Below are 14,189 nucleotides of genomic sequence, written 5' to 3' on the forward strand. Positions count from 1 at the left end.
GGGTTGTTGTGCACCCTCTTGCTCCTTTCATCGCCCGCAGACAATTCTCGGCGCGGACCTATATTTCTTAGCTAATGGGGCTACTCGAGATACCGCAGAAGGCGGAGTGCAGCAGGCGGGCGACGATCGGCGGGGCCCTCAACTCACCGCGGCGAGTGGGGCAGATGAGGTAGACGAGCCGACGCTCGGGGGTCGCGCCGGTCACGATGCCGGCGAGATAGCCGTGCACGATGCCGACCATCCCCCACACGGTCACGTCTCCGGGCAGGGTCACGCTGTCGAGGCCCGCTCCGCAGAACGCGCGACCGCCCTTCGCGTACGGCACGTCGGGGACGCGGTACATCTCCCGCACGATGTCGGGCGGCAGCAGGTCACCCGCGGTGAGGGCGTGCAGGAAGCGGTCGAGGTCGGCCACCGTGGACACCATCTCGCCGGCCGCGCCGTGCAGCGAAGGGCTGTGCCGGGTCACGTCCACGCCCTCGTCGTAACCGCGGACGAAGGGTGCGGCCAGTTCGGGGTCGTCGCCGGGGAGGTGGGTGTGGTCGAGGCCCAGTGGGCGCAGCACCCGGTCCCGGGTCACCTCGGCGTAGGGGTGCCCGGTGACCTGTTCGACGAGCATGCCGAGCGCGACGTAGTTGGCCCGGGTGATCTGCTGCCGGGTGCCGGTCGGGAAGGCGAGTGGGCGGCTCCGGGCGCGGGCGATGAGCTGGTCCGGGGTGAAGGTGTCGAAGCGATGGCGCAGGAACCAGGCGGTGTCGTTGTAGCGGACGTCGCTCTCGTCCACGAGGCCGCTGGTGTGATCCAGCAGGCTGCGTACGGTGACGGTCCCGGGCAGCAGGCCGGGCAGCCGTCGTTCCACCGGCTCGTCGAGCTCGATCCGCCCCTCGGCGACGAGGCTCAGCACGGCCACGGCGAGGAACGTCTTGGTGACCCCGCCGATGCGGAAGTGCTGATCGGCGTGGAGCGGGGCGCCGGTGTCGAGGTCCGCGGTTCCCGAGCCGAAGGTGCTGGTGCCGTCGGGTCCGGTCAGCCTGACCAGGAAGGCGCTCGCCTCCGCGTCCGGGCGCTGCCCGATCACGTCGTGCACGGCATCATGCGTCATCGTGCACCGCCGCTCCGGCACGGCTGGGGCCCTCTACCGGTTCGTCCACGGCGTTCGACCAGCCGTCACTGCCCCGACCGGTGCCCAGACCGGCCTTCGGCTCCCTGATGCGGTCGGCCACGAAGGTCTGGATGTGCTTGCCGGACTCGCCGTTCGTGAGGATGACGAGGCCGTCGCCGGTGCCGAGTTGGGTGAAGGTGCCGTTGCGGTAGCCGACCGTGCGGCCGCCGTGGCCGAATTCGTGGTCGCCGCCGGAGTCGTCGACCACGGAGCCGAGACCGTAGTAGCTGCCGGGGTGCCAGATCATCACCATCTGACGGGCCAGGGGGCGGGTCAGCAGCACGCCGTCGTCGTCGTTGTGGGCCCGGCGGATTTCGAGGGCCACCTTGGCGAGATCCCGGGCGCTGGCCCACAGGCCGCCCGCGGCCACTTCGTTGCGCACCCGCCAACGGCCCGCGATCGGGGCACCGTTCGCGTCGTGACCGATGGCCACCGGCACCGGCGACGTGTCCGGGTGGGCCTGGTCGAAGCTGCTGTCCGTCATCTTCAACGGGTCCAGGACGAGGCGCTGCATCAGCGGGCCGAACCGTTCACCGGTGACGTCTTCGAGGAGCTGTTCGAGCACGGAGAAGTTGATGTTGGTCTTCTTGAACACCTGCCCGGCACGGTGCTCGGCGCGGACGGGCTCATTGGTCGCGGGCGGGGCTCCGCGCAGGACCTCGAGGATCGTCGGCATGGTGGCGTCGGGCAGATGGTTGGTGGGCGGCACGTGACTCAGTCCGGCCTGGTGGCTGAGGAGTTCCCGCAGGGTGATGCCCGAGCTCTGCGGCACCTGCCAGGACGACAGATAGCGGTCGATGTCCTCGTCCAGGTTGAGGACCTTGTCGGCGACGAGCCGCAGGACGCCGAGCACGGTGACGTGCTTGCTGATCGAGGCGACCTGGAACGGCGTGCTCGCGGTGACGGGTGTGGGGCGGTCCGCCGCGGTGACGCCGTACCCCGTGAGGGTGGTCACCTCGCCACCGCGCAGCAGGGCGAGGCCCACGCCCGGTACGGCGTGGCGGTCCATCGCGGCGAGCATGGCGTCCTCGGGGACCGAGGGTGCGGTGTCGCGGCGGGGGGGTCCCGGGGAGGGGTCGGAGGGCGTGTCGGTAGCGGGGGTGAGGTCGGAAACCATGGTCGTGTCTCGCCCTTCCACAAGGGAGTCGATCACTGCGGCCAGATCGCTGAGGACATCGTGTTCGTAGAGCATCCGAAGGGTCAGGGGCATGCCCTGCCGGTGGGCCGCGGCGATCACCCTGGTGATGCGCAGGGAGTCGCCGCCGTTCTCGAAGAACCGGTCGTGCGCGCCCACCCGTTCGAGGCGCAGCACCCTGGACCAGATGTCGGCGAGCGCCCGCTCGGTCGCTGTCCGGGGCTTGACGTGGTCTTTCTGCGGGCCGGCCGGCAGCGAGGACAGGGCGCGGCGGTCCGGTTTGCCCGACGCGGTGAGCGGAATGCGCTCGACGCCCAGGAAGACCGCGGGCACCAGAGCCGCCGGCAGCGACTCGGCGAGGGCGCGGCGCAGAGCGGTGCCGTCCGGGGCGTCGGGTCCGGCCGGCACGGTGTACGCGACCAGGCTCCGGTTGCCCTGTCCGTCGTCCCGCGGCACGACCGCGGCATCGGCGACTCCGGGCAGCCCGCGCAGCGCGGCGGCCACCTCGCCGGGTTCCACGCGGACGCCGTTGACCTTCACCTGGTCGTCGGCGCGGCCGATGAACTCCACCGTGCCGTCGAACAAGACCCGCACCAGGTCACCGGTGCGGTACAGGCGCGCACCGGGCCGCCCGAAGGGATCAGGCACGAACCGCTCGGCAGTGAGCTCCGGCCGGCCCAGATAACCACGGGCCACACCGACACCACCCACATACAACTCCCCCACCACACCCACCGGCACCGGCCGCAGCCCCCCGTCCACCACATGCAGGGAGACGCCCGGCAGCGGACGCCCGATGGGTACCGGGCCCGTATCCTGCCCGGGGTCGTAACGGTGCGCCGTGGCGTCGATGGTGCACTCGGTGGGGCCGTACGTGTTCCACAGGGCGAGCGATCGTCCGCCCACGACACTCCGGGCCAGGTCGGCGTCGAGCGGCTCTCCGGCGGAGAAGACGAGTCGCAGGGCCGAAGCGTCCGCCCATCGCGGGGACTCCGCGAGCGCCCGCAGCACGGTGGGCACCGCCTGGAGCACGGTCACCCGCTCGTCGGCCAGTACGCGGTTCATCGTCTCGGGGTCGCGTTCGGCGCCGGGCGGGGCGAGGACCAGCGTTCCGCCGCTCACCAGGGGGGCGAAGACCTCCCACACGGCGGCGTCGAAGCTCGGTGAAGTCTTGTGCAGCGTACGGTCGTCGGCGCGCAGCCCGATCGTTTCGACGGCCCACCGGACACGGTTGGCGAGGCCGCGATGGGTGACCTGGACGCCCTTGGGCCGCCCTGTCGATCCCGAGGTGTACATCACATAGGCGAGGTGTGCCCCGGAGGACGCCGGTACGGGGTCCGGTTCCGTCGCCGGCGCCGTCGCGACCCGGGCCGCTTCCGCGCCGTCGAGCAGGATCACACGACCGGTGAAGTCGGCGCCGAGGCCTCCCGCGCATGCGCCCGACGTCACGAGCACCGAGGCTCCCGAGTCGGCCATCGTGTGGCGCAGGCGCGCCGGAGGACTGCCGGGGTCGATGGGGACGTAGGCGCCACCGGCCTTCCACACGGCCCACAGCGCCACCACCAGGTCCACCCCACGCTCCAGGCACACCCCCACCAGCGACTCCGCGCCCACTCCCGCACCCCGCAACACATGCGCGACGCGGTTCGCCCGCTCGTCCACCTCCCCGTACGACAACTCCACACCACCGGCGGACACCGCCACCGCCCCCGGCGTCAAACGCACCCGCTCGGCAAGCAACTGAGGCACCAGCACCCCGGGCCCACCCAACTCAGCAGCCCGCAGCCCCGCCACCAACTCCCTTTCCCCCGGCGGAAGAAACACCTCCCCGGCATCCCCCTCACCATCGGCCACCATCGCCTCGAGCACCGCACGGAACATCGCCGCCACCCGCCCCGCATGCGCACGGCTCAACACTCCCGTGTGCGTGCTGATCCCGATGTGGCCGGCCTGTGCGGTCACGGCCAGGTCGAACTCCGTCGCCCCGGCGGTGAGCGTGGGATCCACATCGATCCGGCCGGTGTCGATACTGCTGAAGTCGAGGTAGTTGAAGGAGACCTCGACGAGCCGCCCTTCGCCCGCCATGCGCTGGATCTCCGGCATCGGGAAACGCCGGTGCGGCCACAGCTCCACCTCCCGGTCGAAGACCTGCCGCACCCACTCCCGCCACGTACCCCCCGCACGGTCACATGCGAACGGGACCGTGTTGAGGTACATGCCGTAGACGCGGTCGGCGCCGAGCGCCTCCGGCCGGGCGTCGCAGACGAGACCGGTGCAGAAGGTCTCCTCCTCGGTGATCGAGCCGAGCACCTTCAGATGGGCCGCGAGCAGCACGCTCTTGAGCGAGACGCCCGACCGGCTCGCGAAGGCCCGCAGTCCGTCCGCAAGGTCGTCGACGGGAACGCGGAGCCGGACGCGTTCGCGGGCGGCTCCGGGAGTGCCCCAGTCCGCGGGCAGCGTGAACCGGGGATACCTCTCGATCACGCCGCTCCAGTAGGCGCGGTCCTCGGGCGAGGCGAGCGCCTGCAGTTCACCGGCGACGAAGTCCGCGTAGCGCACCGCCGCGGGTGGCGGGCTCGTGGGCGTCGTCCCGTTCCTGATCTCCTCGTAGCAGCCGAGGAGTTCCACCAACAGGTTGTAGTGGCTCCATCCCTCGGAGATCGCGTGGCAGCGGACGACGGTCAGCCACCAGGCTCCGTCGCCCTCCTGGTGCGCGCACAGCCGCAGCAGCGGCGGCGATGCCAGGTCGAAGGGGCGGTCCCGCTCCTGGGCCTGGTAGGCGTCGAGGGAGTTCTTGATCTGCTCGGCGGTCGATCCGCCCAGGTCTCGCAGGTGTACCGGGACTTCGGCGGCGGGATGCACCAGCTGCATCGGTACGGAGAAGGTGTGCAGGTCGAACGAGGTGCGCAGGGCCTCGTGCCGTTCCACCACTGTCTGCGCCGCACGGCGCAACGCCGTGAGGGAGACGGGGTGTTCGTCGCGTATCCGGAAGGAGGAGACGCTGTGGTACGGATGCAGGGAGTCGTCGGAGAGCATCTCCACGACCATGCCGATCTGCGTCTGGGCCATGGGGTACGCGTCGACGACGCCGTCCGGCACCAGCTCGCGATCCGGTGCGTCCACCAACGCGAACGCCACCACCGACTCCTGCGACTGTGCCGCGGGACGATCCGCCATCACCTCACACAGACCCGCCACCGTCCGCCGGTCGAACACATCCCGCACCGACACCGAAAGACCCCCGGCCCGCAACGCCCCCACCAACGCCACCGCCCGAATCGAATCCCCACCCAGATCGAAGAACCCGTCGAAGACCCCCACCCGCTCCACGCCCAACACCTCCCCCCACACACCCGCCACCCGCTCCTCCAACCCCGAACGCGGCCCCACATGGGCGGTGTTCAGGGATTCGCCGTCGGGAGCGGGCAGAGCGGCGCGGTCGAGCTTGCCGTTGGCGTTCAGCGGCAGCGCGTCCAGCGGCACGAAGGCGGCGGGCACGAGGTGGGCGGGCAGGGTCCGTTCGAGGGCGGCGCGCAGCTCCGCGCCGTCGGGGGTAGCGCCTTCGGCGGGGACCACGTAGGCGACGAGGGCGGGCGCGCGGCCCAGCACGGAGACCACGACGCAGGCTTCCGCCACCCCTGGGAGCATGACGAGGGCGGCCTCGACCTCGCCGGGCTCGACGCGGTGGCCGCGAATCTTCACCTGGTCGTCGGCGCGGCCGACGAACTCCACCGTGCCGTCGAACAGAACCCGCGCCAGGTCACCGGTGCGGTACAGGCGCGCACCGGGCCGCCCGAAGGGATCAGGCACGAACCGCTCGGCAGTGAGCTCCGGCCGGCCCAGATAGCCACGGGCCACACCGACACCACCCACATACAACTCCCCCACCACACCCACCGGCACCGGCCGCAGACTCTCATCGGCCACGTGCAGGGAGACGCCCGGCAAGGGACGTCCGATCGGGACCCGGTCGGGGGCGGGCGAGATGTTCACCGGCATCACGGACGCGCCCACGGTCGTCTCGGTCGGGCCGTACTCGTTGATCAGCCGCCCCGGGCCCAGCCACTCCAGCCAGCGATCAGCCGCGGTTCCGGTCAGGGTCTCCCCCGCCGACAGCACGGTCCCTGCCAGCGCCCTGGCGCGCTTTCTGTCCAACTGCCCTGCCAGTAGCTCCAAGTGACTGGGAGTGAGTTTCAGGAAGCTGAAAGGACCGGCCGCGCACAAGCCGTCCGCCAGATCCGCCAGATCACCGTCCTCGGGCCACATCCACAGACGCTGTCCGCTGACCAGCGGTGCCCAGAGGTTGGGCACGACGAGATCGAAGGCCACCGACGAGAACAGCGCGGATCCGCCGTCGCCGTGGGAGGTCAGGGTCTGCGCGGCCCAGCGCACATGGTGGGCGAGGCCGCGATGGGTGACCTGGACGCCCTTGGGCCGCCCCGTCGACCCCGAGGTGTGGATCACGTAGGCCAACTGGTCCGCATCGAGCGGTGCGTCCAGCGGTTCCGGGTCGAGCGGGACGCCGCCCAGCGGTTGCGAGGCACTCGTCCGTGCCGCCTCCGCGCCGTCCACGCGGACGCAGGTCGCCGACCCGAGCGCCTCCTCCACAGCCGAGGCGACGGAGCCGCCGGTCAGCACGGTCCGGATGCCGGCGTCCCGCACCACCGAGCGCAACCGGGGCAGCGGGAAGGCCGGGTCCATGGGGACGTAGGCGCCGCCGGCTTTCCACACGGCCCACAGCGCCACCACCAGGTCCACCCCGCGCTCCAGGCACACCCCCACCAGCGACTCCGCGCCCACTCCCGCACCCCGCAACACATGCGCGACGCGGTTCGCCCGCTCGTCCACCTCCCCGTACGACAACTCCACACCACCGGCGGACACCGCCACCGCACCCGGCGTCCGACGCACCCGCTCGGCAAGCAACTGAGGCACCAGCACCTCGGGCCCACCCATCTCAGCAGCCCGCAGCCCCGCCACCAACTGCCTTTCCCCCGGCGGAAGAAGCTCCTCCCCGGCATCCCCGTCACCATCGGCCACCATCGCCTCGAGCACCGCACGGAACATCGCCGCCACCCGCGCCGCATGCGCACGGCTCAACACCCCCGTGTGGCTCTTGAGGCTGATGCGTCGGGAGAGGGTGGTGACGGCGAGGTCGAACTCGGTCGTGCCGGGCGCCATGGCGGTGCCGAGATCGGCGACTCCGTCATCGAGGCGGTCGAAGTCCACGTGGTTGATCAGGACGTTGACGAGCCGCCCTTCGCCCGCCATGCGCTGGATCTCCGGCATCGGGAAACGCCGGTGCGGCCACAGCTCCACCTCCCGGTCGAAGACCTGCCGCACCCACTCCCGCCACGTACCCCCCGCACGGTCGAATGCGAACGGGACGGTATTGAGGTGCATGCCGTAGATACGGTCGGCGCCGAGCGCCTCCGGCCGGGTGTGGACGACGACTCCCGCGCTGAACCGCCGCTGATCGGTGAGCGAGCCGAGGACCTTGCCGTACGCGGCCACCAGCACGCTCTTCAGGGAGGCGTTCGCCGAGGCGGCCAGGGCCCGCAGGCCGTCCTCCAGGTCGTCGAAGGGCACGGACTCCCAGTACGTCCGCACCGGCTCCCGCGGGTCACCCCACTCTGCCGGCAGGCTGAACCTGGGGTGCGTCTCCACGATCCTCGTCCAGTAGGCGCGGTCCTCGGGCGAGGCGAGGGACCGCAGTTCACCGGCGATCGAGTCGGCGTAGCGCACCGCGACGGGCGGTCGCGGTGCCACGGCCCGGCCGTCCCTGATCCGCAGGTAGCAGTCGATCAGTTCACGCATCAGGGAGTGGTAGCTCCACCCTTCGACGATGGCGTGGAACTCCGTGATCGACAGCCACCACCCGTCGTCGCTCACATGGGCGGTCAGCCGCATCATGGGCGGCTCGGCCAGGTCGAAGAAGTGGGCTCGTTCCGTGTCGTGGAACCTGTCGAAGTCGGCGCGCAGCGCCGTCGCGTCAAAGCCCCGGCGGTCGCGCACCGCCACGGGCACCGTCGCCGTCGGATGCACCAGCTGCATCGGTACGGAGAAGGTGTGCAGGTCGAAGGAGGTGCGCAGTACCTCGTGCCGGTCGACGACGACCCGTGCCGCATCGCGCAGTGCCGACACGGAGAAATCCCGGTCGTCACGCATCCGGGTCGTGGCGACGTTGTGGTAGTTGCTGAACCGGTCGCGGGTCAGCATGTCCACCACCATGCCGATCTGTGCCGACGCCATCGGGTAGGCGTCGACGACTCCGTCCGGCACCAGCTCGCGATCCGGTGCGTCCACCAACGCGAACGCCGCCACCGACTCCTGCGACTGCGCCGCCGGACGATCCGCCAAAACCTCACACAGACCCGCCACCGTCCGCCGGTCGAACACATCCCGCACCGACACCGAAAGACCCCCGGCCCGCAACGCCCCCACCAACGCCACCGCCCGAATCGAATCCCCACCCAGATCGAAGAACCCGTCGAAAACCCCCACCCGCTCCACGCCCAACACCTCCCCCCACACACCCGCCACCCGCTCCTCCAACCCCGAACGCGGCCCCACGTACACGGCTTCGGGCAGGAGCGTGGAGCGGTCCGGCCGGGGCAGGCGGTCGCGGTCGAGCTTGCCGTTGGCGGTCAGCGGCAGCGCGTCCAGCGGCACGAAGGCCACGGGGACCATGTACGAAGGGAGCCGTGCCGCGCAGTGTGCGGCAAGTGCCTCGGCCTTGACCGCGCCGTCGTCCTGGGGCACCACGTAGCCGATCAGCCGGTGGTCGCCGGTGGCCGTGCCGTCGACGACCACGACTGCCTGGCTGACGGCCTGGTGCTCCCGCAGGACGGCCGCGATCTCGCCGGGCTCGACCCGGTAGCCGCGCACCTTGACCTGGTCGTCCGTCCGGCCGAGGAACTGGAGCTCTCCTTCGGGGCCCCGGCGGGCGAGGTCGCCGCTGCGGTACAGGCGGGCACCGGGCGGCCCGAAGGGATCAGGGACGAACCGCTCGGCGGTGAGCTCCGGCCGGCCCAGGTAACCGCGGGCCACACCGGGACCACCGACATGGATCTCGCCGCGCCCACCGTCCGGCACGGGGCAGCCCTGGCCGTCGAGGAGATGAACGGTGAGGTCGTCCAGCGGCAGCCCGACTGCATTGGCGGCGAGGGGGTCGAGGTCGTCGCGGGTGATCCGGTGGAAGGTGGTGTGCACGGTCGTCTCGGTGATCCCGTACATGTTGACCAGAGCAGGACCGTCCAGGCCGAACCGGTCGGCCCAGGGCCGCAGACCGGGGATGTCGAGGCGTTCGCCCGCGAAGATCACCGTCCGCAGGGCGAGTCGGCCGAGCCGGGGATCTTCCGCCTCGGCCGCGGCCACCAGGCCGCGGAACGCCGAGGGGGTCTGGCTGAGCACGGTGACGCCTTCCGCGGCGAGCAGGTCGATGAGCTCCTGCGGCGTACGACTGACCTCGTGCGGTACGACGACGAGCCGGCCGCCGTGCAGGAGGGCGCCCCACATCTCGAAGACGGCGACGTCGAAGGCGTAGGAGTGGGTCATCGACCAGACGTCACCCTCCCCGAAGGCGAGGTGCCGGCGTGCGTTGGTCAGCAGGCGGTGGACGTTGGTGTGGGTGAGGGCTACGCCCTTGGGGCGGCCCGTGGACCCGGAGGTGTAGATCGCGTAGACGAGGTTGTCGGGGACGCAGTCGGTCACGGGGGCGCTCGCCGGGGACGTGCGCACCGGATCCTCGGCGTCGTCAAGGACGACGATCTCGGCGCGGGTGCCGTTCAGCAGGCCGGTGGTGGAGGACTGGGCGAGCACCACCGAGGCTCCGGCGTCCCCCAGCGCGAACCGCAGCCGCTCGCCCGGGTGCGAGGGATCGAGGGGTAAGTAGGCCGCGCCTGCCTTGAGCACACCGAGCAGGGCGGGTACGAGTTCGGCGCCCCGGTCGAGGCAGACGCCCACCAGGCTTTCGGGCCCGGCACCCAGACCCCGCAGGCGGTGCGCCACGCGGTTGGCCCGGGCGTCGAGTTCCCCATAGGTCAGGGTGGTGCCCGCGGCCACGACGGCGACGGCGTCAGGGGTCCGTCGCGCCTGCTCCTCGAAGAGGGAGTGCAGACAGCGGGGAGCTTCCCGGGCCTGCGGGCCGGGTGCATGTGCGACGGTGCCTTCGTCGAGCACGTCGAGCATGTCGAGCACGTCGAGGTGGGAGAGCGGGGTGCCGGGCTCGTCGACCGCGTGCCGCAACAGCCGGTGGTACTGGCGCAGGAGCCGCTCGGCGCTGGCCCGGTCGAACAGCGCGGTGGCGTACTCGAGCCGGGAGGTCAGGGTGCCGTCGGGGCCCTCCTCGACCGTCAGGCCGAGATCGAAGCGGGCGCGGGGCGCGAACGCGTTCAGCACCTCGGTGCCGACGCCCGGGAACCCGTAATCCTCCGTCGCCGTCTCGCGCATCATGAACATGCTCTGGAACAGGGGCGTACGGGACATGTCCCGCTCCGGTGCCAGCTCGCGCGCCAGGATGGGGAACGGCGCCTCCTGATGGTCGAAGGCGTCGAGCACCGTCTGCCTGGCCTGCCGCAGCAGCGCGTCGAAGGACGGGTTGCCTTGCCAACGGGCGCGCAGGACAAGGCTGTTGATGCCGTAGCCGATCAGATGCTGGACTTCGGGCCGGGTGCGTCCCGACACGACGGTGCCCACGGCCAGGTCCGTGCTGCCGGTGTGGCGGGCGAGGAGCGCCTGGAAGGCGGTGAGCAGGACGACGAAGGGCGTGGTGTCGTACCGTCCTGCCAGCGCCCGCACGCCGTCCGTGAGTGCCGTCGGCAGGTGGGACCTGACCGCGTCGGCGGTGTGGTCGCGACGGGCGGGACGCTGCCGGTCGGTGGGCAGGTCGAGGACGGGCAGGTCGGCGAGGCGCGTCCGCCAGTAGGCCAGGTGGCGCTGCCCGGCGGGGCCGGAGATGTGCTGCTGCTCCCAGGCCGCGTAGTCCGCGTACTGGATCTCCAGGGGCGGGAGTTCGGGCGAGGTGCCGGTCACCGCGGCCCGGTAGAGCGCTCCCATCTCCTGGGCGAACAGCCGGGTCGACCAGGCGTCGCAGGCGATGTGGTGTGCCACCAGCACGAGCACATGGTCGTCGGGCGCGCAGCGGATCAGCCTGCCGCGCACCGGCCAGTCGTGTGCGAGGTCCAGTGGCGCCGACGACTGCTCGGTGAGGATCCGCAGGACCTCCGCCTCCCGGGCCTCGTCCCGGAGCGTGGACAGATCGACGCGGGGGAGATCGCGCGGCCCGTCCGGGTGGACGGTCTGGACGGGTCCTTCGTCGCCCATGGCGTAACGGGTGCGCAGGATCTCGTGCCGATCGAGCACCCGCGCCCAGGCGTGCAGCAGCGCCTCGCCGTCGAGCGGCCCCGTGAACCGCAGCGCCATCGGCACGAGGTACTCGGGGCTTTCTGGGTCGAGCTGGTTGAGGAACCACATCTGCTGCTGCCCCGAGGAAAGCGGCAGCGGGGCCGAGCGGTCCGCACGGGGCAGGGCGGCCCGGCGGCCGTGCCTCCTGCCCGCCAGTCTGAGTCTGAGGTATTCGGCCCGGGCTGCGTCCTGCGAGGTGGTCATGTCCCTCTCACCCATCGTCATCCCTCTCTCGTGACCTCGCCCGTCCGCTGTGCGGGTGGCACACCGCCCTGCTCCTTGGACAGCAAGGGGCTGTCACCGGCGCTTCGGACGGCCGGGCTGAGCACGGTGGAGACAGCGAGGAGAAACATCACCGCGGCGACCCCGGCGATCGTGTGGGTGGTGCTGAAGGTGCTCAGCAGCACTCCCCCGGCGATCGCGCCGAGGGAGTTGGACCCGGAGGACACCAGCATGGCGACGCTGGTGACCCGGCCCTGGAGGCCGTCCGGGGTCGTCTGCACCTGGTAGACGCCGGCCGAGACGTTCATCGAAGCCCCGACGAAGCTGACGAGCGCCATCAGCCCGCCGATCGCGTACAGACCGGTGGTGAGGGCCAGGCACGAGGTGACGGCCGCCCACGCGGAGAACGCGCCCACCAGGATGGTCCGGGGCGCCAGATGCTTGAGGAGCCGGGAGGCGAACAGGGACCCCAGGACGCCCCCGACGCCCGACACCGCTCCGATCACCCCGATCGCGGTCGGTGAGCCGCCGTTCTCCTTGACCACCAGGATGATGGCGAGGCCCGAGATCTGGAACAGCAGATTGCTCCCGGCGACCAGGCAGACGGCCGCGCGCAGGAAGCGCTGACCGCGCAACCAGGTGATGCCTTCCAGGAGTTCGCTGCGCAGCTTGCCCGGCGCCGCACGGCGCTCGGCCTGGAACTCCGCCTTGACGAACAGGAGGCCGATCAGGGACAGCACGTGGCCGACCGCCGTGCTGAGGAAGGGGGTCCAGCGCGCGAACGCGAACAGGGAGCTCCCGGCGGGCTGCCCGATCAGCCCGGCGGCCTGCGCACGGGCCTCGTTCTGCGACAGCGCCGCGGGCAGGTGCTGCGGATGGACCACGTTGCGTACGGCGGCCCGCTCCGCGAGCCGGTAGACGATGGCCGCGCTGCCCTCGACGAAGGCCACCGCCATGAGGTGTCCCAGCCAGAGACGGCCCGCGAGAAGCGACACCACGAGCGTGGACATGGCCACGCACCCGACGATGTCGCATCCGATCATCACGCGGCGCCGGTCGTACCGGTCGACCAGCACCCCGGCCGGCAGCTGCACGAGCAGCATGGGCAGCAGGGAAGCGAAGCCGATGAGGCCCGCGCCCACCGTCGAGTCCAGGTACCAGATCGCCAGCAGGGGATAGGCGACGGTGCTCATCCGGTAGCCGAGCATGGACAGTCCTGCCCCGGTCCACAGCAGCAGGAAGTCCCGGTTGCGGCGCAGCGGGCCGCTGGGCTGGTCCTGCTGCGCCGCGGTGTCCTCGGAGAGGGTCATTCAAGGGACCCGGAATCGAGACGTCCGCCCTGCCTGCACCACTCCAGGACGGCCATGGCGCTGTGCATCTTGTTCTCCGCCTGGTCGAAGGCGATGCTCGCCGGGCCGTCGAGCACCTGTGCCGTGACCTCCTCGCCCCGGTGGGCGGGCAGGTCGTGCATGAAGACCGCGGACGGGCTGTGTTCCCACAGCGCCTGCGTCACCTGGAAGGGCGCGAAGATCCGCTGCCAGTCGTCGTCGGCCTTGCTGGTTCCTGTGGTGCGCCAGCGCGTGGTGTAGATGACGTCGTACGTTCCCAGGGGTCCTTCCATGTCATGACGCTCGGTCAGGCGGGCGCCGCTGCGCGCGGAGTGGGCCTTGGCGGAGCGCAGGATGTCGTCGGTCAGGCCGTATCCCGGCGGGGTGCGCAGATCGAACTCGACCTCCGGGTAGCGGGACAGGGCCAGGGCGAGCGCGGCGGATGTGTTGTTGCCCTCGCCGAGGTACAGGATCCGCAGGCCCTTGATCCGCCCGAAGTGCGCGTGCAGGGTGGTCAGATCGGTGAGCGCCTGCGTCGGGTGCTCCTCGGCGCTCATCGCGTTGACCACGGACATCCGGTCCTGGGCGGCCCACGCCCGCAGCTCCGCCGACGGGCCGCCGGTCCTCGCCACCAGGACGTCGAGCATCCGTGAGAAGACGCGGCCCGTGTCCTCGCTGCTCTCGCCCGTGTTGGTCTGGAGATCGTCGGGACCGTAGGTGATCAGCCGTCCGCCCAGGCGCAGGGCGCCCGAGGAGAAGGCGGTACGGGTACGGGTGGAGGTCATGCGGAAGTAGATCCCGGCGACCTGGCCGTCCAGGGGCGACGGGCGTCCGGCCCGGCCGGTGCTGTACTCGACTCCGCGGCCGACGAGCGCATGCAGTTCGTCGTCCGTCAGGTCGTCGATCGATATGAGGCTGCGCACGGGGGTGTGCATGG

At 71.2% G+C, this 14,189-nt stretch carries 4 protein-coding genes; all 4 read right to left on the reverse strand.

Going from position 1 to position 14,189, the window contains the following annotated elements:
- Positions 1-67: 67 nt before the first annotated feature.
- Genes M4V62_RS11880 through M4V62_RS11895 form a run of 4 tightly spaced genes read right to left on the reverse strand, consistent with a single transcriptional unit; the run spans position 68 to position 14,187 of the window.
- On the reverse strand, positions 68-1,102 hold the full coding sequence (locus tag M4V62_RS11880; protein WP_249587229.1) for a serine hydrolase domain-containing protein: 1,035 nt from the start codon (positions 1,100-1,102) through the stop codon (positions 68-70).
- Entirely contained in the window at positions 1,092-11,906 is a 10,815-nt protein-coding gene (locus M4V62_RS11885; protein WP_249587230.1) for a non-ribosomal peptide synthetase, read from the reverse strand. Before M4V62_RS11885 ends, M4V62_RS11880 begins: the two co-directional genes overlap by 11 nt.
- Positions 11,907-11,923: 17 nt before the next feature.
- Positions 11,924-13,234 (reverse strand): MFS transporter, encoded by a 1,311-nt coding sequence (locus M4V62_RS11890; RefSeq protein WP_249587231.1) that lies wholly within the window; start codon positions 13,232-13,234, stop codon positions 11,924-11,926.
- Positions 13,231-14,187 carry an ornithine carbamoyltransferase gene (locus tag M4V62_RS11895; protein WP_249587232.1) on the reverse strand — a complete coding sequence of 319 codons (957 nt, stop codon included), beginning with the start codon at positions 14,185-14,187 and terminating at the stop codon, positions 13,231-13,233. The genes M4V62_RS11890 and M4V62_RS11895 overlap by 4 nt, the downstream gene beginning before the upstream one ends.
- Between the last annotated feature and the right edge of the window lie 2 nt (positions 14,188-14,189).

The organism is Streptomyces durmitorensis, from assembly GCF_023498005.1.
In the GTDB taxonomy this organism is placed as follows: domain Bacteria; phylum Actinomycetota; class Actinomycetes; order Streptomycetales; family Streptomycetaceae; genus Streptomyces; species Streptomyces durmitorensis.

What these genes read in the sequence shown, in the direction of transcription:
- M4V62_RS11880 (WP_249587229.1), bottom strand. Translation starts at nt 1,102, where the DNA reads ATGACGCATGATGCCGTGCACGACGTGATCGGGCAGCGCCCGGACGCG.
- M4V62_RS11885 (WP_249587230.1), bottom strand. Translation starts at nt 11,906, where the DNA reads ATGACCACCTCGCAGGACGCAGCCCGGGCCGAATACCTCAGACTCAGA.
- M4V62_RS11890 (WP_249587231.1), bottom strand. Translation starts at nt 13,234, where the DNA reads ATGACCCTCTCCGAGGACACCGCGGCGCAGCAGGACCAGCCCAGCGGC.
- M4V62_RS11895 (WP_249587232.1), bottom strand. Translation starts at nt 14,187, where the DNA reads ATGCACACCCCCGTGCGCAGCCTCATATCGATCGACGACCTGACGGAC.